General features: G+C 60.1%; 20 protein-coding genes and 1 pseudogene. 7 read left to right on the top strand and 14 right to left on the bottom strand.

The features are described from left to right. Positions 1-32: 32 nt before the first annotated feature. The 5 genes from XH83_RS38300 to XH83_RS38320 all read right to left on the bottom strand — a co-directional run bounded on the left by XH83_RS38300 (position 33) and on the right by XH83_RS38320 (position 4,172). A complete protein-coding gene (locus XH83_RS38300; protein ID WP_128929951.1) occupies positions 33-908 on the bottom strand; it encodes an ABC transporter permease in 876 nt (291 codons plus the stop codon). Then, positions 901-1,776, bottom strand: a complete 876-nt coding sequence (locus XH83_RS38305) for an ABC transporter ATP-binding protein (protein ID WP_206733218.1) — start codon at positions 1,774-1,776, stop codon at positions 901-903. Before XH83_RS38305 ends, XH83_RS38300 begins: the two co-directional genes overlap by 8 nt. Further along, entirely contained in the window at positions 1,773-2,828 is a 1,056-nt protein-coding gene (locus tag XH83_RS38310; RefSeq protein ID WP_128929950.1) for an ABC transporter substrate-binding protein, read from the bottom strand. The genes XH83_RS38305 and XH83_RS38310 overlap by 4 nt, the downstream gene beginning before the upstream one ends. Before the next feature lie 27 nt (positions 2,829-2,855). Next, positions 2,856-3,785: a TauD/TfdA family dioxygenase gene (locus XH83_RS38315; protein ID WP_128929949.1), complete on the bottom strand. Its 930-nt coding sequence runs from the start codon at positions 3,783-3,785 to the stop codon at positions 2,856-2,858. Between the two features lie 114 nt (positions 3,786-3,899). Next, positions 3,900-4,172: a hypothetical protein gene (locus XH83_RS38320; RefSeq protein WP_128929948.1), complete on the bottom strand. Its 273-nt coding sequence runs from the start codon at positions 4,170-4,172 to the stop codon at positions 3,900-3,902. 253 nt (positions 4,173-4,425) lie between these two features. On the opposite strand from XH83_RS38320, the gene XH83_RS38325 reads away from it, so the two are divergent. The 6 genes from XH83_RS38325 (at position 4,426) to XH83_RS38345 (ending at position 12,525) form a co-directional block, all read left to right on the top strand. Next, positions 4,426-5,769, top strand: coding sequence for an LLM class flavin-dependent oxidoreductase (locus tag XH83_RS38325; RefSeq protein WP_128929947.1), 1,344 nt, complete (start codon positions 4,426-4,428; stop codon positions 5,767-5,769). Positions 5,770-6,969: 1,200 nt separating this feature from the next. Beyond that, positions 6,970-7,842 (top strand): S1/P1 nuclease, encoded by an 873-nt coding sequence (locus XH83_RS38330; RefSeq protein WP_164934264.1) that lies wholly within the window; start codon positions 6,970-6,972, stop codon positions 7,840-7,842. A gap of 641 nt (positions 7,843-8,483) precedes the next feature. Beyond that, entirely contained in the window at positions 8,484-8,684 is a 201-nt protein-coding gene (locus XH83_RS40065; protein WP_128929944.1) for a hypothetical protein, read from the top strand. 178 nt (positions 8,685-8,862) lie between these two features. Further along, positions 8,863-9,975, top strand: coding sequence for a Fic family protein (locus tag XH83_RS38335; protein WP_128929943.1), 1,113 nt, complete (start codon positions 8,863-8,865; stop codon positions 9,973-9,975). 388 nt (positions 9,976-10,363) lie between these two features. Beyond that, positions 10,364-11,416: a DNA-processing protein DprA gene (locus XH83_RS38340; RefSeq protein WP_128929942.1), complete on the top strand. Its 1,053-nt coding sequence runs from the start codon at positions 10,364-10,366 to the stop codon at positions 11,414-11,416. An 8-nt stretch (positions 11,417-11,424) separates the two neighbouring features. After that, positions 11,425-12,525: an HAD-IA family hydrolase gene (locus XH83_RS38345; RefSeq protein WP_128929941.1), complete on the top strand. Its 1,101-nt coding sequence runs from the start codon at positions 11,425-11,427 to the stop codon at positions 12,523-12,525. Between the two features lie 392 nt (positions 12,526-12,917). Here XH83_RS38345 and XH83_RS38350 read toward each other — a convergent pair whose 3' ends face one another. Continuing rightward, a complete protein-coding gene (locus tag XH83_RS38350; protein WP_128929940.1) occupies positions 12,918-13,085 on the bottom strand; it encodes a DUF2934 domain-containing protein in 168 nt (55 codons plus the stop codon). A gap of 1,492 nt (positions 13,086-14,577) precedes the next feature. On the opposite strand from XH83_RS38350, the gene XH83_RS38355 reads away from it, so the two are divergent. Beyond that, a complete protein-coding gene (locus XH83_RS38355) occupies positions 14,578-14,736 on the top strand; it encodes a hypothetical protein (RefSeq protein WP_164939081.1) in 159 nt (52 codons plus the stop codon). Between the two features lie 72 nt (positions 14,737-14,808). On the opposite strand, the gene panC is transcribed toward XH83_RS38355, so the two are convergent. The 8 genes and pseudogenes from panC to nifW form a co-directional block, all read right to left on the bottom strand. Then, positions 14,809-15,672: a pantoate--beta-alanine ligase gene (gene panC, locus XH83_RS38360; RefSeq protein WP_164934262.1), complete on the bottom strand. Its 864-nt coding sequence runs from the start codon at positions 15,670-15,672 to the stop codon at positions 14,809-14,811. Between the two features lie 4 nt (positions 15,673-15,676). Beyond that, complete coding sequence (panB, locus tag XH83_RS38365) at positions 15,677-16,555, bottom strand: 3-methyl-2-oxobutanoate hydroxymethyltransferase (RefSeq protein ID WP_128929937.1); 879 nt, start codon at positions 16,553-16,555, stop codon at positions 15,677-15,679. Between the two features lie 529 nt (positions 16,556-17,084). Next, positions 17,085-17,318, bottom strand: coding sequence for a hypothetical protein (locus XH83_RS38370; RefSeq protein ID WP_128929936.1), 234 nt, complete (start codon positions 17,316-17,318; stop codon positions 17,085-17,087). Positions 17,319-17,518: 200 nt separating this feature from the next. Beyond that, positions 17,519-17,815 carry a ferredoxin family protein gene (locus tag XH83_RS38375; protein ID WP_128929935.1) on the bottom strand — a complete coding sequence of 99 codons (297 nt, stop codon included), beginning with the start codon at positions 17,813-17,815 and terminating at the stop codon, positions 17,519-17,521. Between the two features lie 31 nt (positions 17,816-17,846). Continuing rightward, positions 17,847-19,154 carry an FAD-dependent oxidoreductase gene (locus XH83_RS38380; RefSeq protein WP_128929934.1) on the bottom strand — a complete coding sequence of 436 codons (1,308 nt, stop codon included), beginning with the start codon at positions 19,152-19,154 and terminating at the stop codon, positions 17,847-17,849. A 16-nt stretch (positions 19,155-19,170) separates the two neighbouring features. Then, positions 19,171-20,277 (bottom strand): electron transfer flavoprotein subunit alpha/FixB family protein, encoded by a 1,107-nt coding sequence (locus tag XH83_RS38385; RefSeq protein WP_128929933.1) that lies wholly within the window; start codon positions 20,275-20,277, stop codon positions 19,171-19,173. Positions 20,278-20,295: 18 nt separating this feature from the next. Further along, a complete protein-coding gene (locus tag XH83_RS38390; protein ID WP_128955188.1) occupies positions 20,296-21,138 on the bottom strand; it encodes an electron transfer flavoprotein subunit beta/FixA family protein in 843 nt (280 codons plus the stop codon). A 180-nt stretch (positions 21,139-21,318) separates the two neighbouring features. Beyond that, positions 21,319-21,630 (bottom strand): annotated as a pseudogene (nifW, locus tag XH83_RS38395) (nitrogenase stabilizing/protective protein NifW); the annotation flags it as partial. Between the last annotated feature and the right edge of the window lie 316 nt (positions 21,631-21,946).

Genomic DNA, 21,946 nt, shown 5'->3' on the forward strand with positions numbered 1-21,946 from the left:
TCCCCAAGTTCGAACCATTACAATTGGCGCGCTCACGCCGAAACCGGCGCCTTCCAGCGCATGAAGCGCCGCTCGATCACCTCGAGCACAGCGTTGAACGCCAGCCCGATCACAGTGATGCCCAGGATGCCGAAATACATCTGCGGGATCAGGAAGCTGTACTGGCTGTTGATGATGAGATAGCCGAGCCCCGCCTTCGCCCCGACCATCTCGGAGGCGACCAGCACCAGCATGGCAGAGGCGCTGGCGAGGCGAATGCCGACGAAGATGGTCGGAAGCGCTGCCGGAAGAATGACCTTGCGGAACAATTGCTGCGGGCTCGCGCCCATGGTGCGCGCCGACTTGATCAGGAGCGGATCGACCTGCTTGACGGCGGCGATCGTGTTGAGCAGCAGCGGCCAGGCGCAACTGTAGATTACCATCGTGATCTTCGACATCTCGCCGATGCCGAGCAGCAGGATGAAGACCGGCAGCAGCGCCAGCGGCGCGGTGTTACGGCAGATTTCGATGAACTGGTTCAGGAGATTGCCGAGCCGCGCGTACCAGCCGACGAGAAGGCCAAGCGGAACGATCAAGGCAACCGAGATCAGAAACCCGCTCAAGGCACGCAGCAGGCTTGCTGACACGTCGTCATAGAGCTCGCCGCTCTGTGCGAGCTGCCAGCCGGCGGCAATCACCTCGGAGAACGGCGGCAGGAATACCGGATCGACCACCCCAAGTCGCGGGGCAACCTCCCACACCGACAGCAGCACGATGAGCAGCAGCGAGCGATGCCCCAATGCGCCGAGCGCGCGCAGGGCAGCATGAAGCCGGCCGGCGATCCGTGGGGATGCGCGATCTCCGCCTGACAACGCGTTCGGACGCCCATGCGCGAGCTCCAGCAGCGTCAGCGTTTCAAGGCTAGACATGCGCGATCTCCTTCACGTCACTGTTGCCGCGACGGACATCGGCGGGGCGGCTCGATTGTCCCTGCTGCGCCTTCTGCACCTCTTCCCGGAGCAGGCTCCATATCTCGTGCCTGACCTGACCGAACTCCGGCAGCGAACGCACGTCCTCATCTTCGCTGCGCAGCGAGGCCGGAATGTCGAAGATTTGCTTGATCCGGCCCGGGCGCGAGGTCATCACGGCCACGCGTTGGCCAAGCGCTACGGCCTCGTCTATGCCATGGGTGATAAAGACGATGGTCTTGCCGGTGGCGCGCCAGATCCGCAGCAGCTCGGTCTGGAGCGTCTCGCGCGTCTGGGCATCCAACGCGGCAAACGGCTCGTCCATCAGCAGCACCTCGGGATCGTAAGCAAGACTGCGGGCAATCGCGACGCGCTGCTTCATGCCGCCGGAGAGCTCGTGCGGATAGCGGCTGGCAAATCCGGACAGGCCAACGAGGTCGAGGAAATGCCGCGCGATCTCGCGTCGCTGCGCGGCCTTCAGCCCGGCGATGTCGAGCCCGAACTCGACATTCTCCAGGGCGGTGCGCCAGGGAAACAGCGCGTATTGCTGGAACACGATGCCGCGGTCGCGGCCGGGCCCTTTGATCTGCCGCCCGTCGAGCAGGATGCGGCCGCTGGTCGGCGTCGTCAGCCCACCCAACAGATCGAGCAGGGTCGATTTCCCGCAGCCGCTGGGACCGACCAGGGCCAGGAACTCACCAGTGCGAACATCGAGCGTGATGTCCTCGAGGGCGGTGAAACGGCCCAACGGGCCGCCTCCCTCGCCGCGCGTCACGAATTCCTTGCGGACGTGTTCGAAGCTGATTTTGATCGGGCTCGCTTGGGTCACTGGGCCTCCGCCGTCTTGCCGGGACGGAAATAGTTGAAGGCGTTGGTGTAGGTCTCGGAGGCCTTGACCTGGCCCGGCTTGAACAGACCGTCCTTCTCCAGCCAGTCGATCCACACCTGGATCTCGGCATCCGAGATCACCCCGCCTTTGCTCGCGACGCCCGTGCTCTTCCAGTATTTGATCGGCGTCGCGTCCTCATTACGTTTGCGCTCCGCGATGATGCGCCCGAAGCGCGCGCGCACCTCCTCGGGCGGCGTCGACTGCGCCCAAGCGATGGCGCGCGAAATGCCCTCGATCAGCTTGCGTGAGGCCTCCGGATTGTCCTTGATGAACTTGTCGCGCAGGACGTAGGAGCCGCCGGTGAAATTGCCGAACAGACCGGTGTCGTTGAACAGCGAGTGGATGCCGCCACGCTCCAGTGCCTTGTCGCGCAGCACGCCGCTAAGGGTGCTCACTTCGACCTGGCCCTGGCGTAAGGCCTGTTCACCGCTGACCGGCGGGATCGCGACCAGCGTCACCTGCTTGGCTTCCGCTGATGTCAAGCCGTTGCGGGCGAGATATTCGCGGAGCACAAATTCCAGATGGGCACCGAGCGTATTGACGGCGACCTTCTTGCCGATCAGGTCGCGCGCGGTCTTGATTGGGCTGTCGTCCCTGACGAAGTAGCCGTTATAGGTGTTGGCGTCCGAGCCGTAATAGCCGACCACGGCCTTGATGGGCGCCTTTGCCGCGATCAGCTTGAGGATCGCGCCGTAGAAAGCCCCGCCGATGTCGATATCCCCGGTCACCACGGTCTGGATGTCCTGTGGGCCGCTGATGGTGTTGCCGACCCATTTCAGCTTCAGGGGCGCCAGATAGCCGAGGTCGTCGGCGAGCTCGATGAAGGTCACCTGCCCCGCCCAGCCCTGATACCGGATCTCGCTCTTGTCGAGCGGCGGCTCGGCGAAGGCGGGAGCGGCAAGGCCCAATGCCAGCGCGCTGACAAGCAGCCGCCGTGCGGCGCTCCGTGCAGCACGATGCCGCGCTTGAAAAAATTGAAACAGAGAGTTCATGTGTCAAACCCGGTCAAGTGTTGGAGATCAAGCGGCCTTGGGCGCCTGCGCCTTCGGCGCCTTGACGCGCGTCACGCTGTGACGACCGTCGACGCTGACAGGCACTTCCCCATCGATGGTGGCGCGGCGGACGACGCGGTGCTGATCGCCATAATCGTTGACGGCGTAGTGCTGGGTTGCCCGGTTGTCCCAGATCGCGAGGTCACCGGCCTGCCAGGTCCAGCGTACGGTGTTCTCGGGCGCGGTGATGTGGGACTGGAAAAGCTCGAACAGCTTCTGGCCATCATATTTCGGCAAGCCGACGAAGCGCTGCACGAAGTTGCCGAGCACCAGGGTGCGTTCGCCGGTTTCGGGATGAACCCGCACGACCGGATGCTCCGTCTCATAGATCGTGCCGGTAAAAACCTCGTCGAAATGCTTGCGATCCGCTTCGCTCGCGGGCGTCTTCACCGCGTAGTCGTAAGCGTTGCTGTGGACCGCCCAGAGCTCGTCGGCAAGCTTGCGCAGCGGCGCCGGCAGGTCGAGATAGGCCGCCGCCGTGTTCGACCACACGGTATCGCCGCCGTATGGCGGGATCACAACGCCACGCAGCACCGAGATTTTCGGATAGGCATCGACGAAGGTGACGTCCGTGTGCCACTGGTCTGCACGACCGCCGCCACGACCTGAATCGAGCTCCAGGATCGATGAAGTGCCCTTGGTCGCACCGACCGTCGGATGCGGCACGAGCTTACCGAGCCTGATAGCAAAGCGCTCCTGCTCGGCATCGTCGAGATGCCCCTGGTTGCGGAAGAAGGTGACCTTGTGCTCCAGCAGCACATGATTGATGGCGCGAATGACGTCGTCGGACAAATCGCCTGATAATTTGACGTTCCGGATTTCGGCACCGAGCCGGGCCGCACGTTTGACGATATCGGCGCGCGGAATGACGTTGTCGATGGTGATCGGGTTGCTCATGATCGTATCTCTCATTGAATTCGTGGACAAAGCTCCGCCATACGCCGGTCATGCCGGCGGCGGCGGACAGTGACGGGTGGTTTCCTGGTTGGCCCTAGGGGATCACGTCGGCGGCTAGACAGTCGGCAGCAGGCGGATCCCGGCGGTACAGCTCTCCGCCATCGCCGCAGTGCGAAGCGATGCGCACAGCACCATTAGCCGGGCCACATTGCGAACGATGTTTGGATCGGATTGCCGCATGGTGAACGACCTCGCTTGGACGTTGCCGATGGTAAAAGCGATGGCGCTCCAGTCAATGAAACGAAACCAGCGTTGTTTTCGGCGCCGCGCAATGATCGCTTCGTTGGGACGGCGAGCACGGAAAGATTTGCGATCATGACGGCCCATGCGAGCGCCTCACATGCGCGAAGACGAGCAAAATCGAGCCAACGGACGCACGAAACGACGCGGTTCATTTGCCTTGATCACCAGCACGAACGCACTCATCTCCCGCTAGCGACGCGCTCGTATCGTTCATGCTCGCTTCGCCGACAACAACGCAAATTCATTACATCGACAGCTTTGCGAGCATCGACATAGAGTCAACTGCAACGCGCGCGGTGACGCCGCGATCCGGAGATAACCAACCATTGCGAGCCAGATGATGAGCAAACGCCAGCTTTCCCTCAACTTCTTCATCTATCCGGACGGTCATCACGAGGCCGCGTGGCGGCACAAGGCCTCGACGACGGACCGCATTCTCGACGTCACCTACTATCAGGAACTGGCGCAACGCGCCGAAGCGCACAAGTTCGACGCGGTCTTCTTCGCCGACGGGCCGGTGCTCTCGGATAACGTCCGCTACGCGCAGCGCTTCCGGCTCGAGCCGATCACGCTTCTCGCCGCGATCGCGTCGGCTACCACGCACATCGGCCTGATCGCGACCGCTTCAACCACCTACACCGAACCCTACAATCTCGCTCGGCTGTTCGCGTCGCTCGATCACCTCAGCCGCGGGCGTGCAGGATGGAACATCGTGACGACAAGCTCGCCACAGGCAGCGCAGAACTTCGGCCTGCCTGAGCATCCTCCGCATCACGAGCGGTACGAGCGGGCGCGCGAATATCTCGATGTCGTCACCGCGCTATGGGACAGCTGGGAGGACGATGCGCTCGTCAATGACCCCGTCTCCGGCATTTTCGCTGATACCAGCAAGATCCACGCGATCGACCATATAGGGAAATACTTCCGCGTGCGCGGCCCGCTCAACGTCTCACGGACGCCGCAGGGCCGGCCCGTCTATGTCCAGGCCGGCTCTTCCGAGGACGGACGCGCCTTCGCAGCGCGCTTTGCCGAGGCCATCTTCACGGCGCACCAGACGTTGGCGAGCGCGCAGGAGTTCTATGCCGACATCAAACGGCAGGCGCGTGCGTTCGATCGCAGCCCTGACCAGATCAAGATCCTGCCCGGCATCTCGCCGTTCATCGCCAGCACACAAGCGGAGGCCGACCGGCTTCAGGACGAGTTCAACGCGCTGATCCAGCCGGAGTTCTCGCTCGCCCAGCTCCGCCAGATGACCGGGCTCGACCTCGCCGGCTTTGATCTCGATGGCCCCTTCCCACGTCACCTGATCGATACCGACGGTGCGCATGGCGTTGCCAGCCGCTTCAAGCTGATCGTCGACATCATCGATCGCGAAAAGCCCACGATCCGCCAGCTGGTGCAGCGCCTCGCCGGTGCGCGCGGGCATTGGGTCATCGCCGGCCCCCCGGAAAAGATCGCCGACAACATCCAGACCTGGTTCGAGAACGGCGCAGCCGACGGTTTCAACGTCATGCCTCCGTGGCTGCCGGGCGGGTTCGACCTGTTCGCCGAACAGGTCGTGCCGATCTTGCGCAAGCGCGGCCTCTTCCGCCGTGATTATGCGGGCAGCAGTCTGCGCGATCACTACGGTTTGAGCCGCCCGGCCAGCCTGTTCTCGGGCGCCGTGCGGGCCATTGCGTGAGGGTGGAAAACCAGTCGGGCCGTGCGCACGTCGTCTCTTCAGCAAGGTGCGTTGCCGGTTTTGAACAGAATGTCCGCCTCAGAACCGTCCAGCCTGACCAATTCGCAGCGCCGAAACGCCAAGCCAGTCGTTGAAAGCAGCAAGAAAAAATGCCGTGATCGCAGCACGTCTGGCGATCCGTCGATAAGAACGCGGGCGCCAGTTTCGGACGCCTCGATTAGTATACAGTTGCGCCACCATCGCCCGTCCGCTGCCAGGAGGGTCATCCGATGTTCATGTTCAAAACGGACGAATCGGGTTCCTCTCTTGGTCGGGAGCATCAAGACTCCGCCTGACGGCGCCTTCAAACAAAATCATTGCAATTAGAAGTCGAAGAGCAGAAGGCCAGCGCACGTCTCTGCCCAGACCGAAACATCAAAGTAACTGTGGCTTGATCCGCGCCGGCTCCGATCTAGCGGTTCTCTATAAAAAGGTGAATGCAAACAGGCTTGCGCACAGGAGGACAAATCCCGCTCCAGTCAGGCCCAGGAAGCTTCCTGAGATGAGATCATGTTCGCGCATGAGTGCCTCAGCTGTCTCTGCCAGCTTCGAATCAGAGCAGGTTTGGAGCGGCTGTTGTTAGCCCGCTTGCTCGCACTTTTTCGGCTATTGCGCGTTGAAAATGCATTTTTTGGACACTGCTCGAGACGACTGAGGCGTGTTGCAGCAGCAGGCCTCGTTTAAGGCTTGGCATACGACTTAAGCTGCTTGGACGTTGGCCGTACAAGATGGTCCAGAACCTCCGTCCAGGTAGATGTGAGCGGCTTCATAATTGCGATAAGAGTTCGGGAGTATCCTTTCGACATGCGTGGGTCTCTGATTGTCCTTGCCATCTTTGCAATTATCTTGGCCGTGCGCGGACACCAGCGTGAGAGTGTCGCGTTGCGTCCGACGGAAGCCATGCCGCCTGTCAACGTACCTTAAGGCTTGGCGGGAGCAAGGAATGCGTTGGCAAGATGCTGATCATTTGGGGCGTTTATCTCGTCAGTCAGATTCGAAGAACTATCCGCCGGCGCCGGTCGAGGGCAGAGCGCGGTGAGCAGCGCTATCGGAAGCGTTGAGACAGCCCAATCCGCGGAAACGTTCCGCCGTGCCCGCGAGATGCGGCGAGAGCCGACACAACCATCTGTTTGACATGCGATGCGTTTTTTGGAGGTTGCCGTGACAAAGCTTAGAGTTCTACTTCCCGCCTGCATTACCATCCTGGCGGGCAGCACGTCGACTGCGCTCGCGTGGGGACAGCTCGGGCATTCCGTGATTGCTGAGCTCGCGCAGCGACATCTCACCCCGGCTGCCACGACCAAGCTCAAGGACCTGATCGGAGAGACCTCGTTGGCGTCGATCTCGAACTGGGCTGACGACTACAAGTTCACGGCAGAAGGGAAGAACACGTATCGCTGGCACTTCGTCGACATCGATGTCGCCCGCGCCACTTATGATTCCGCGCTGGACTGCAATGAGGCAAACAATCAGGGCACTTGCATCGTGCGGGGCCTGCCTGAGGCGATTGCGGTGTTAAAGGACACTTCGCGCAGTAAGGACGACAGGCTGCGTGCGCTCAAGCTGGTGGTTCATCTTGCGGGTGATCTTGAGCAACCGCTTCACGCAAGTGAACGGGATGGCGACCAGGGTGGTAACAAGTTGCACGTCATATTGCGTGCCAAACGCTCGGATGGAACGTCATACACGCGCGCATCGACGTTTCACAGCATGTGGGATGATTCTCTGATCGACCTTCAGGCCTATTCGTGGGGAAGCTATGCGGACGCAATCGACGGTGCATCGTTGCCGGCGGTTGAGCCCGCTCCCTATGATGAGGCACGCATCGCTGCTTGGGCCAATGACACCCATGCGCTCGGGATAAGGGCCTATCAGCTTCTGCCTCAAGGTGCGCCGGAGCAGAACGACGCTGGTCATCCCATTGAGCTCGGAGCGGAGTATGCCGCTGCCGTCAAATCAGATCTTGATGGCGAGCTGGCAAAGGGAGCTGCGCGATTGAAAGCCATCCTTGAGGATGCACTTGGAGATTCGTGATGTGAGGCGAGCGTTGACCAACAGACGCGTCCGATCACAACTTTGTTCATCTCTCGAAGGCAACGCGAAACGCCGCCGTTGATTTGATATTTCTGCGCCCTTATTTGCGTCCTAGAGGTGGCGTCGGCTGCTACAGCACCGCCAGCTCGTTTGATGAAACCAAGGCTGGAAATGCAGTCGACGACGAAGCATTTGGACGAGATGAGAGGACCGTCGGCTCCAGCTCTCGGGGACGGTTTCGTTGTTGCGCTATTTGGACGGCGGCCACAGCGGGCTATCCGCCCACTTCCGCGCAGCTGGATCGTGCAGGGGATCGCCTCCGCAGGCGAGGCAGACGTAGCCCGGCCGGCCGGGCGCCTCGTCGTCAGGCACGGCCGTCATCGGCTTGCCGCAGGTCGGGCACAGGGTTTCGGCTTGCGTAGAGCCTTGTGATCGGATTTCCCCCCGTGTCGCGCGGCGATCAGGATGGAAGGCGCTTCCTACCCAGATTGCCGCGCTACACCTCCGCTGTGAGCTTAGTTTCTCTGGCGCCGTGAGCTCAAGCAGATCCTTTAAATCCGTCCGACGCATCAGCAGGCCCTTGACGGAACGCGCATCCGGCAATGATATTCGGGTTATCAGTGATGTTGCGGGGGGGCGTCGTGGAAGAGTTCTATAGTGGCTTTGCGCAGCGGGCGCGCGATCTAGCAGAGAAAGCCGACCCATTCACCAAGCGGCGGCTTCTCGACCTCGCCCAGCGTTACGATCTGAAGAGCAGACCGGGATCGCCAGGCGTTCGGTCCCTCCCGCCGCCCCGCGCAACGCCGCCGACGGTGCTCTTCTCCGGCGCTGGCGAAGTGTGATCCAACCCTTCGAAGCGATTACCGCCCGCCCGAGACGGTTATCTTCTCCGGACTCTCATTACGCAGGTCCCCGAATTCTCTTGCTGAGATTATGGCAATTTTCTCATCATTTGTTGCAGAGAATAGCTTGTCAGCGCAATGATTAGCTTGCATAATCTCTGCAAGAGATGATGAGATTATGGCCTACATTCATGAACTGCCTGCTTGGCCCACATTCACTTGGGATATGCAGCGGATTGCAGACCGATTGGCGGCGGTCCGTCATAAGCAGGGCCGCCTGCTCGGCCGGATGGAGCGGCTCGGATTCCCCCTCAAAACTGAGGCTACTCTTCAGACCCTCACTGAAGAAGTGGTGAAGTCGAGTGAGATCGAGGGTGAGATCCTCGATCATGCGCAGGTTCGGTCCTCCATCGCTCGTCATCTTGGTATGGACATTGGGGGCCTTATCCCTGCCGACCGGTACGTCGAAGGCGTGGTCGAGATGATCCTCGACGCCACCGAACACTATGCCGAGGAGCTAACTGCCGAACGCCTCTTCGGCTGGCATGCCGCGCTCTTCCCCACTGGGCGCAGCGGTATGACCAAGATAGTCGTCGGCGCGTGGCGGACGGTCGAGACTGGACCCATGCAAGTTGTCTCGGGCCCGATGGGTCGCGAGCGCGTACACTATGAAGCTCCATCGGCCGAGCGTCTCGATGCGCAGATGCAGACCTTCTTGGAGTGGTTTAACCGTAATATCGTTAGCATCGATCCCGTGTTGAAGGCCGCTCTCGCTCATCTTTGGTTCGTGACCATCCATCCATTTGAAGACGGCAACGGTCGTATTGCGCGTGCGATCGCTGACCTTGCGCTGGCAAGATCAGAGCGGAGCCCGCAAAGGTTTTACAGTATGTCCGCGCAGATTCGGCGCGAGCGGAACGACTACTACTCAATTCTCGAGCGGATCCAGAAAGGAAACCTCGACATCACCGATTGGATGGCGTGGTTCCTGGATTGCTTAGATCGCGCCTTTGACAACGCGGATGCCATTCTCGGGAGAATTCTCCAGAAAGCGGACTTCTGGGATCGTCATGCGGCTCGCCAGCTCAATGAACGTCAACGAACTGTGCTTAATTGCCTGTTCGATGGATTTGAGGGCAAGCTAACGTCCTCAAAGTGGGCAAAGCTAACGAAGGTCTCCCAGGCGACGGCGGCAAGGGACATTGAGGAATTGATCGAACATGGCATCCTTAAGAAAGATGCCGCCGGGGGCAGAAGCACCAGCTACTCGCTCGTTGACACACACAGCTGATGGCGGAACGGGAAGGATGAGGAGGAAGAAGCATTTGAGAAGATCCTCTCAACGCAACTTAACCGCAACATCGACGTCGTTAATTCGTCGAGACAAGAACTCTCGTTGCTGAGGCTTCCTCAACACGGGTGATCGGCTCTATCAACCTGCTGATCGAGTAGGCCGGCTTGCCTGCTTACGCTGTGATGACCTATTGTGCAGATGTCCATCGATGTGCGGATGCCAAGCGCAAGTTCGTGTTCACGGCAATCTTGATCCTTCGCCGCCGCCGATCTCCTAGGGTGCTCGCCATTTACTGCGTTAACCTCGGACTCGTTCATCCTCGTCCTTAAGAGAGACTGTCGTTCTAGAACGCCGAAGTAGGGCAATTTGAAAGGCGTTGAATGCGATGATTGGCACCGAGACACGAACTGCAGCCGGCATTCTCACACTCACCGCTTTGCGCGGTATCGGCCCTGCTACGGCCGAGCGTCTCGCTGAACGATTCTCGCTTCTTGAAGCGATTTTGGGCGCCGAGCCTGCGAAGCTTCGATCGGTCGTTTCGGCCGCGGTGGCTGAATGCCTTCAGGAGCCCGCCGCCATTGTTAAAGCCAGCGAGAAGGCACAGCGAGTGCTCGACGAGGCGGATCGGCGTGGGGTGCGTGTTCTGTCGATCTTCGATACGGATTATCCAGTGGCTCTGCGCTCTCTTGCCGATCGCCCGCCCATCCTGTTTGTGAAGGGCCAGCTTCCGCCGCGCCGCAGCGTCGCTTGCATCGGCACGCGCGAGCCGTCCGAATTCGGCGAAATCGTCAGCGATAGGATCGTGGAGACACTGGTCGGCGCCAATTGGGCGATCGTGAGTGGCCTTGCGATCGGCGTCGATACGTTGAGCCACCAAAGCGCATTGCATCACGGCGGGCGGACCGTCGCTGTGATGGCGGGTGGTCTTGAGGGCATTTACCCGAAGCAGAATAGCAAGCTCGCCGAAGAGATTCTGGAAAAGGATGGCGCGCTGATCAGCGAGCAGCCTTTCGGCGTGCCGCCATCCCCGCGCAATCTTGTGCAGCGCGATCGCCTGCAAAGCGGGCTTTCGATAGCAACCTTTGTCATGCAGACAGACATCAAGGGCGGCTCGATGCACACGGTGCGCTTCACGATCCAACAGGACCGCGTGCTGTTTGCGCCAGTGCCGCAGGGCCGTCATGCCACAGAGCCTAAGAGCCAGGGCATCTTGGCCATGACGCAGTTGCCCGCGAGCCGCTTCGCCGAAGCTGTGCGGGCTGAAGGTGACTACCGACGCATACTCGCCGAGAGGTATGGCAACCGCCCGGTGGCTGTGCCGCTAGCCAGCAAGGAAGACTACGCCTCCATGCTTGGCTTATTGGAAAGCCGCTTGGCTGGTGGCGAAACCCAAACAGTCGCTCCGCCGTCGTCACCCACGCAGATGTCGATGCTCTAACGGCTGGGATGTTCCTGTTTGACCTCGACATGACGCTTTTCGATAGCTCGGCCATTGCGCAGCAACGTCGCTTTCAGATGTGGGACAATGTCCGGCAGAATATGCATCTGATCCGGCCGTTCCCCGCGCAAGGCCGCGCGGCGCCTCATGAGCTTCCCGCCCTTCTCAGGGCGGACGGACAGAGGATCGGCATCGTCACCTCTTCGCCTGAATGGTACGCGACTTCAGTCCTCCAGCAATTCCGCATCCCTTACGACGTGCTGGTCAGCTACGGCAATACCCAGAACCACAAACCCGACCCCGAGCCGATCCTGGAAGCGCTACGTCGTGTCGGCGTGGCTGCGACGACGGAAACGCTCTACATCGGTGATGATGTCGGTGACATCGAAGCCAGTTACCATGCCGGGGTGACTTCTGTTGCGGTCCGATGGGGGCCTACGTCAATCTTCGAGCTTTCCTCCAGTGCACCGGACGTCTTCATGTCGAAGGCATCCACCTTGCTGAGACGCGAACATTCCTGGCCGCGGCTATATTGGCGAAGCGTGAGCGCAGCCGTGTTGTCGCTGAAGAGTGATGATACCCACGCCAAGATTCTCGGTGAGGCCGTAGGTCGAGCCATCGCAACCCTCGACTGGGCACCGGACTATGTTGTGCCGGTTCCGATGAAGCCTTCTCAACAGCGCAATCGCTTTGAATTGCTGCTCAATGAGGCAGCAGATCATTTCGATGAGGACATCGAACTGGAGCTGAAGGGCCTGCGTGTCGTCAAGGAAATCGAGGGCTACAAGCAGATGAATTCGCTGGAGCGCGCCGAAGCAATCAAAGGCGCTTTCCATTCTAATTTCAGATGGAACAATAACAAGATCTTGCTGATCGACGATGTCTACACGACCGGGGAGACCACCGGGGAATGTGTCCGGACACTCGCCGCCAGCGGCGCCGGCGAAGTCAGGATCATGACGCTGGCGAAGGACCAGCGGGTATTTGCTCGCAAGACCTGCCCCGCCTGCGGTCGCTCTATGAAAATCCGGGAGAATCACACAACCCATTTCAAATTCTGGGGCTGCTCGGGTTATCCTCACCACTGCCAAAACACTGAAAACTTCTAGAGCATGATCCCGAGAAGTGTGCAGCGGTTTTCGGAGGCTCAAACAATAACCTAAAGCGCGACGAGGATTCATCTCATTCTCATCGCGCTTTAATGTGCGCGTGAGCGATTGATCCGCGCTCCAAGCCAGAAAACATGCCGAGCGAGCGCGGAACGAACGACGCCATCGACAACGACCGGCATTGAAGAAGAGGAAGACGGACGTGGATCTGAATGGCCAGCGGTTTGAGGCCCGTCCAATCAGACGTGCAGAGCTCACGCGAGATGAGAGTTGACGTTGACGAATAACCCGGCCGAACCGTTTCCACCCGTCTGCTCGTCGCTCACTCCGCTCGGGCGGTCTTGCGGGCACGCACAACATGATCCCGTGTAGAGAGTGCCAAACGGCGGCGGCTAAATCGCGTCAGGCGAGCCATTTTCCGGAGCGCCGCGCTCTGCCTGCTCCTGCAGCTCGCGTTCGGCTTGATGCCAGAATTCGAGTTCGCGCCCTTCCGGCCTGCCTGCTTTCTCCCAGAGCTCGTGGGCCTTGTTTTTGATCTGCTCTTCGGTCGGGAATGCCATGGCGGACTCCGCGGGGGCACGGTCCCGCCTTTGGGGGGCTTTGGGGGTATGCGGCAGGACCGTGGGGGCACAAGGGCCCTTTCATTGAACCGCCCAGAAGCCAGCATGTTCCAATAACCAGGGCGAGGCATGAGATGCGCCCGAGCAAAATTAGCGCGCTCCAACCTCAGAAGGCCGGAAGGCCTAGCTAAATTTCCCCTCAGCACGATCTTACCTTCACGAGCGTATGATGCGTTTAGATGCAGACGTGCGGGCCGCTGCCGGCCGCCTTGGCGACCGGCTCCATCCGCGTGCAGCCAAAGGCGTCGCTAGAACACCGGCTTGCTTGTTGTCATGCGCTGCGGCTCGCCAGCTACAATCGCATCGAGAAAAGCGCTGTTGATATTGGTGCCCTCGCTGACAGCAGGCGACTTTACTTCCATCGCCTCCAGGGCACGGGGCTCTGTTCGGTGACGCGCTATCTCGATCGATGCGCTCGATCAACTTCTGAGAAAAGGCTAGCTCAAGTATGCGATCATTCTTCTCGAGCGCTTGGCCTAATCGGATCCACCGTAGCTAAACCTGGTATATTTGCTTGAGATCCGGCATCTGTGCGAGGCCGTCTTTGCCGGTGGCCAGGATGTTCAACACGAACCTTGAAAGTCACAGCCACGCCCTTCCCTAGCGCCACATCGTCGGCGTCGAGCGAAGTGCCTCAAGCGCGACCTGCCTTAGGCGCTCCGCTGTTGTCTCACCCTTGGTTGCGGCTTCGATCAACTTGGAGGCGACATGGGCACGAAGGCCAGTTTCACTGCGGGAGATCTCCTGGCAGACCTCATCAAGCACGGCGCGGAGAAGGACACTCGTCGCTGGGTCCAACACGGGCGACTCCGAAAACGTGAAGGAAAATAAGGGCACGAGCAGGCACGTTGCAAATTTGATCTTTCGTCTGAAAGTAGGACAATATAAACTGTTAGCCCGGATGACGCACCCAGGCCGGGTGTCAACGAACACGGACGACATTGCGCAACTAGGGGCAAGAACGGACCCGGCTGTCCTGGCGGAATTCGGCGTTGAACTGGGATTTGTTGATGATTTTCACCGCAGCGGGATTGCAACAGGCCGATCCAGCTGTTCAGCACGCCCCCCAACGGTTGGATGTGAACCCATCCGCTAGGCAGGCGCGGCCGAGCGGGTGGTCCGGAACTCGCCGCGCGCAGACGAACAATGGATTCGATGTCCGACCGTTTTCCCTATTATGAGATTTTGCTCACTCGCCGTGGCCGCGGCTGGTTCTGGTCGCTCTCGACGGATGAAGGGATGCTGGTCATGGCAGGTTCAAAACGTAGCCGGCTGGCCGCCCGGTATGAGGCTAACAGGGCTTTGTTTTTGCTGCTCAGCGCGCCAGGCGGCGCGCGACATCCAGCTTCACCGCCGCGAGCTGGCGAGCGGCCAGGTGTGCGGCGTTAGCTGCTGCGGCGCCGTCCCGAAATCAACCAGATATGTTCGGAGAATGATGATGACGAAGCGCGGACCGAAGGAGCTATCTCAAGCCGGCATCGTTTTTCCAAAGAAACCTCGCCCGGCAAAAGCAAAAAAGCTGACGGCGACAATGAAGCGTCGTGCACTCAAGGTGCAAAAGGTCGAACGAGCTGCAACATCATCGCAGTGAGCGCGGCTGGGATCAGCACGCGCGCTGGAGCACCGCCCTGCCTCCTGGCGCGACGGAGATCGTGCTCGCTTATCACCGCGCGGTCAGCCTGCGAGCCTCCGTGGTATCGAGCAGGATGTTGTCGATCAGCCGGGTTGAGCCAACATAACCTGCGACACAAATCGCAGCAGGACGCGTCAGCTCGCTTGTAGCTGGCGTGAGCGTTTCGGCATCGACGATTTCCAGGTATTGCAGCTCGTCGATCTCTATAGTCTGCCTGGCGAGTGACAACAGCCGGATGGAATCGCGCTCGCCTGCCTGAAAGACAGCCTTTGCTGCGAAAAGGCCGCGGCTGATGGAAAGGGCGCTGCTGCGTTCAGGAGCGCTGAGATAGCGGTTCCGGCTGCTCATGGCGAGCCCGTCCGGATCGCGAACCGTCGGGACGGTGACGATTTCGATCGGGAGATTGAGATCGGTGACCATCCGCCGCACTACGGCACATTGCTGAAAGTCCTTTTGTCCGAAGAACGCCAGATCAGGCTGCACCATGTTGAACAGCTTGCAGACGACGGTCGTAACACCCCGAAAGTGGCCGGGCCTGAACGGGCCACAGAGGGGCTGTGCCGGTGCACCCGGTTCGACAAAGGTGTCGAACCCCGACCGATACACTTCCTCCGCCCCGGGAGCAAAGATAATATCGACGTCAGCCTCGCGGCACAGTCGTTCGTCTCGGGGGAAGTCCCGTGGATACACGCTGAGATCTTCCTTCGGGCCAAACTGGGCCGGGTTGACGAAGATGCTGACGACCGTGGTGTTGCAGCGTGCCCGGCTCGCTTTAACAAGCGCGAGATGACCATCGTGCAGGTATCCCATTGTGGGCACAAATCCGACGCGACCATTCGGTTTGTGACCAGCGAGGGCGCGGCGCAGCTCGCGGACGGTTTTTATGGTGCGCACGACGCTAAATTCCGTCCCGCTCGCCTGGCGTCCAGTTTGCGACGACCTCCGCCAGGGATTCCGGCAAACGGTAGGACTCCTGAGCGTCCGGAAATGTGCCCTCCCGGACATCGGTCGCCCAGCTTGCGAGGGCATCCTGCAAGACCTGAAATCCGTTCGAATAGGGGCGCACGAATTTCGGCCGGTGCCCCTCCGTCAATCCGACCACGTCGTGGAACACGAGTACCTGGCCCGAACATTTCGCTCCCGCGCCGATCCCAATGGTCGGAATCTTCAGGATCTCGGTCACACGCGCTGCAAGCTCGGCCGGAATGCCCTCGAGCACGAGCGCAAAGCATCCCGCTTGCTCTAACCGGTGCGCGTCCTCGAGCAGTTGCAATGCAGCCTCGCTCGTGCGACCCTGCACCCTGAAGCCGCCCATGACGTTGACGCTTTGCGGGGTGAGGCCGAGGTGTCCCATCACCGGGATTTCGCATTGGACCAGCGCGCGTATCATGTCGATGCGCTTGGCGCCCCCTTCCAGCTTGACGGCATCTGCTCCCCGTTGCAGGAAGCCACCTGCGTTGCGGATAGTTTCCTGCGGGCTGACATGGAAGCTGAGAAACGGCATATCAGCCACGAGCAGCGCACGAGGTCTTGTGCGCGCGACAGCCTCCAGATGATAGTTCATCATCGGCATGCTGACCGGAAGGGTATTGTCGTAGCCGAGACAGACATTGCCGACGCTGTCGCCCACGAGGAGGATATCGACGATGGAATCGGCAATCCGCGCTGTCACGGCGTCATAGGCGGTGGTCATCGTTATGCGCCGCCGTTCCTCCTTCCATTGTTGAAGGAGCGGAATCGTCACTCGCGCACTGGGCGCTTGAGATATGTGGCTCATCTGCGATCCCCGGTTGTGTTCAATCCGCATTCGTTGCAGCTGCGCTTCTTAGGGGAGACGACAGAAATGGGTCAATGGTCAATTTAAGAAAGAGAAAATGTCTCTCTGAATGGCAACATCAGCAGGCCGGAGGTTTTGATGATTGCGCGATCATGGTGTGAGTACTTCTTCGCGTAACCAAATCCCGCGGCGTTGAGCACGTGGAGGGGCGCAACTGTTCCGGTGATGGACGGCTTGCGGCGCGCGGCCGGGGACATTGCAGACGAGGTTAGGCAACAGAAACACGTCTATTGCACGCCGAACCAAAAATGCCGCGCGGGTCTTAGGGACGTCCGAAAGGCAGCAGCGTCCCTTGGGCGCCAATGGCTTGATCTCGGAAAAGGCGACACGGGAGTGGTCGTCAATGTAGACGGGCTGGGAGCGCCGGGTAATGCCGTCTCCGATCCCTCCAAAAACGCCACAGCGTTATGATGTCGATGTGAATGATCTCGCCTGGGCTTTCACGCTCATATCGGCCTTCCCCGCTCAGTCAGCTCCTCGCGATCCGGTTCAATTCTAAGCGACGAGGATGGCTGACGGCGGCCGTCGACACTTCGACCTGGTCGGCGATCTGCGTGCCGGTGTAGATGTCGGCGCAATGCGTCGAAGCCTGCACATGTGGCTGGCGGGACTTGGCGACGAAAGGGTCTGGAGGAGCGATTGCGCAACCAAGCAACACCTTCCGCGCGGAACCGCTTGACCTATTTTCAATCGTCTTCGGCAAGATGTTTCACAGGTCAGCCATCGGCTTGCGGCAGCCTACTCCTCCGCAGCATCGCCTATCGACCTTTGGGCATCAACGGCGCATTCTTGTGGGTGTTCATCCGGTCTCTCCCAGAACACTGCAGCTTCGGAAACTCAGCTTTCTCGGTTCAGAACGGATGGGCACTTCCTGAAAGATCACAGCTACGTTGAGCCGAATTATTAGCCAAACTTGAACAGTACGCCGTAACCACCTCGCGGATAGCTCCACTCGATGTCACCTCTCTCCTCGCAGATCACGCGGCAAGTGCCGCACTCGATGCAGCCGTCCACGGCGACTTCTATCTGGTGCTTGTCGTTAGCTACATAGCAGTGAGCCGGGCAGGTTGTCAGCATGCTCACGAGCTCCGAGGATGGCATCGTGTGTGGCCGCACCTTGATGTGAGGGTGCCCAGGATCAAGCAGGTAGCGGTTGTAGAATAGCCTGTCCTCGACGCGCGCGGATCGGTCGGTCGACATGGTTAGCCCTCATGGGGGTGTGAGAGAAGCGTTACCGCCAAGCGCGCGCGAGGCGAACGGCATCACCGAGCAGGCCGCTCCACGAACGGCTCTTGACGAAGGAGTTTAGTGATTGCTTTTCCTTTTCGGCCTTTGGTGTCCCGTCGACCCGCAAGAAATTCTGCATCGATTCCGAGACGAGCTCCGGATATGTCAGAAAAAAGTTCCGGGAGTAGGTGTGCATCAGCGCGGGCATGTCTTTGTACTTCCTTAGGTCCCTAATGACAAACGAATGGTCCAACATCGTCTTGTAAATTGACAGATTCGTCGCTGTCATTGGGGCGCCGCGCGACTTGACTTGGATGATCGCTTCGGCCGCGAGTCGCCCCGATGTCATTGCGAGGTTTGAGCCCTCGCGATGCATAGCGTTGTTGAGTTGAGCGGCGTCGCCTACGACGACCCAGCCCTCGCCATATAGCTGCGGAATGGCCTTGAAGCCACCCTCGGGAATGAGGTGAGCGGCATATTCCTTGACTTCCGATCCCTCGATCAGCGGAGCGACCGAAGGATGCCGCTTGAAGCGATCGAGCAGACCATACGGTGTTTCCCCGGTGCTTGTGAAGTGCGCGACCAGGCATCCGATGCCAAGGGAGATGCATTCCTTATTGGTGTAGATGAAGCCCATGCCTGTCATGCCGCGGGAGATGGTGCCCGCAGCCTCAATGACGAGCCCTTCATCGCCCTTAAGATTGAAGCGGGCCTCGATAACTTCGCGCGGTAGGAAGTGCATCTCCTTCACGGCGAGTGCGACCGTGTCCGGCGTAGGCCGCTTGCGTACGCCGGCCCGCGTGCCAAGAAGGCCGTTGACGCCTTCCGCGAGGACCACCGCGCCAGCATGGATCTCGCCATCGGCGCGGTCAGTCCGCACACCCACCACCTTGCCGTTAGCATCTTGCATTAGTTCGGTTGCCGTTGTCTCGCATAGCACCGTGGCGCCAGCTTCGCGAACTTTCTGCGAGAACCACCTATCGAACTGAGCGCGGATGATAGTATAGCGGTTCGGCCTTTCTTCGTTGAAGTCGTCGGAGCGGTAGTGCAGGCCGGTGTGAGAGCGGTCATCCATCATCCAGAAGCGCTGTTCGACCAGATGCCGCTCAAGCGGCGCGTCTTGTCGAAAGTTAGCGACAAGCGCCTCCAGCATATCGGCATAGAGGATCGCACCCTGCACGTTCTTCGACCCGGGATATTCGCCACGCTCGAGCTGAAGAACCTTCAGGCCGTGCTTGGCAAGCGTGAGCGCCGCTGCATTGCCGGCCATACCTGCCCCGACGACGATGATGTCAAATGTTTCCGCGGTCACGAGGTCTCTCCTTGTCCTATCCTGCGATCCGGTCGCGCGAATGCGGCGACAGCCGGGCGCGAAACGCCTCGGTCAGGATTGGCAGCAACCGGATCGCGTCCTCGACAATGCCTAAATGCGAGAACTCGAAGATAGGCGCGTTCCTTTCGGTGTTGATGGCGACGATAAGGTCGGCGCCGTCGACACCGACGCGGTGCTGAATGGCTCCGGAGATTCCGGCGGCGATGTAGAGCTTTGGCCTGATGGTTTTGCCGGTTTGGCCAATTTGCCGGTCGGATGTGACCCAACCCTTTTGCACCAGGGGGCGCGAGCAGCCAAACTCGGCACCTAGCACGTCGGCGAGCCGGCGCACGAGCCGGAAGTTTTCAGACGAACCAAGGCCGAGGCCTCCGGCAACGACAACATCGGCATAAGCGAGATTGGATCGTGCGGAATCGCGATCCGGTAGGAACGACAGCACCTTCGTTACGATATCGTCCTCGACAAGTCCAAGCGGGAGGGTGATGATGCGGCCGATCGGGCGCGCGCAGCGTTCTGGCACAGGCATCACGCGCGGCCGGACTGTAGCCATCTGCGGACGGTAGTTCAGCGTATAGATCGTGCATAGCAGCGAGCCGCCAAAGGTCGGACGCGTCGCGGCGAGGGAACCGTCGGCATCGACGTCGAGCTCTGTGCAATCGGCAGTCAGACCAGTGCGCAATGTCGTTGCGACTGAACCTGCTAGGTCGCGGCCTAGAGTGGTCGCGCCTAGGAGCAAGATCTCGGGCTTGTAGCTATTGACGAGCTTGGTGAGCGCCTTGATATAGGATTCGTTGCGATAGTCCTTGAGCAGATCATCGGCGACCATATAGACAAGGTCGGCTCCGTAGCAGAACGACTCGGTAGCGGCGGCCTGCGATGCCTCGCCCTCTTGCCCGATCACCACTGCGGCGAGATCAACTTTGAGCTTGTCAGCAAGCTTGCGGCCAACGCCCATTAGCTCCCAGGATACAGAGTGGACCTGGCCGCGTTCTTGCTCGATGAAGACCCACACATGTTTGTAGGTCTTGAAGCGGTCAGACAGCTGCTTCTTAGCCGCGGCGCGACTCGAAGGGGAAGCGCCGATTTCAGATGCGGTATTCATGTTGCGCCTTTCTTTAGCTCAATAGCCGCGCGCCAGTGCCGCGAGCTCGATCTCGAGGGCCGGCCGGCACCTGAAAATAGCGTTGATCAATGCCTCCGCGGGCTGCTCGTCAGGCTCTATCATCGTGGCCTTCTCGTTGCGGGCGGCTGGTGCGAAAACGCGCTTGACGACGGTGGGCGAGCCCCGCAAGCCGCATTGTGAAATGTCATCAACCCCCGCCTGTTGCGCGCTCCATTTCAGGATCGTCGCGCGGGCAGCGCGCAGCGCATCAGCCATCGCACCGCGGCGGATCTGGTTCGTCGCTTCGAGCATCGTGACCAGGCAGGGGAGCCGTGTCCGAAGCAACTGGACGCCACCCTCAGAGCGTCGCTCGACGTCGATGGTGCGGGCATGCAAGTCCAGTGCGCTGATCTTGCCAACATAGGTGAGCTGAAACAGGCCAAGCCGTTTTGCGATGCCAGGGCCGACCTGTGCGGTGTCTCCATCGATGGTCTGCTTTCCTGTGAAGACAATGTCAGGGGCGCCGAACTCGCTCGAGATCCTACGGATCGCTGTCGCCAAAGCGTAGGTTGTGGCTAGGGTGTCCGCGCCCGCGAAAAAGCGATCGGTCAGGAGCACCGCACGATCCGCGCCGAAGGTGAGCGCCTTGCGAAGACTGTCCTCGGCAGAAGGGGGGCCCATAGTCAACACCGTGACTTCGCCGCCGAACTGATCGCGTAGCTCAAGGGCAGCTTCCAATGCAAAGAGATCGTACGGGTTGATGATGGTCGGCACGCCCTGACGCATGATGGTATTTGTCACGGGATGCACGCGGATCTGTCCGGAGTCTGGAACCTGCTTGATGCAAACGAGCAAGTGCATGATCTTCTCCAAGACTAATCTCCCCAAAACAGTTCAGAGTGGAATGGCAATCACACCAACGAGAACGAGAACGTTTCAGTCGGCGGAGGTTTCGGGTGTAACCGCTAGGCGCCCGGAGGGCAGTACGCCGCTGCGACTAGGCGTAGCCAGTCCGACAGAGGGCAGTTCAATTTCGTTACCAATCTGCACTAGTACGGGTACAGGCTTGGTGTCGGGCGCGGCGTCCTTTAAGACCTTGAACACGCGCTGTTCAATCGGCGGTGACGTGACGAAATCTGAATATGCGCGCTCAAGCACGAGTTTGCACCGTTTAGCAACGCTGTCGTCCGCCAGATCGCTAAGGCTCTCCTTAGCAAGATATTCGCCCATGCGCCTGAGAATGTGCAGCCGCGCAACGTTGACCACTTTAGGATCGTAGTCGACGCCTAACAGAGCGAAGAACTCTTCGGCAGAAGCGGCTTTGCTGAGGCGCGCGATAATTCCATCAGACATTCAAGTTCCTTCATACTCTGCGGTCTCTACCGGCCGGGTCTGCTTCGCGGGTGCGCTGATATGCCGAGCGAGCGTTGCGCCTCAACGTCCGGCCCGGTGCGATCTAATTGGTGGCGATCTGCACGCCGCGAGTCCGCATCGGCGCGCTCACTCCGGGCGTCGGCAACAGTGGCCGATGCTGGTAGTCCGGAGCCGACCGTCGTCGGACGAGTTGGCTGGCACGACGGACCGGTGTTCGCGCAAGGCCGTCACTTCCCCATGAAGCTGTGGCGTTGTTGATGCTTGCGGAAATTAGCGCTGATGCGATCGGCACCGT

This window comes from Bradyrhizobium sp. CCBAU 53351 (genome assembly GCF_015291745.1).
Taxonomy (GTDB): domain Bacteria; phylum Pseudomonadota; class Alphaproteobacteria; order Rhizobiales; family Xanthobacteraceae; genus Bradyrhizobium.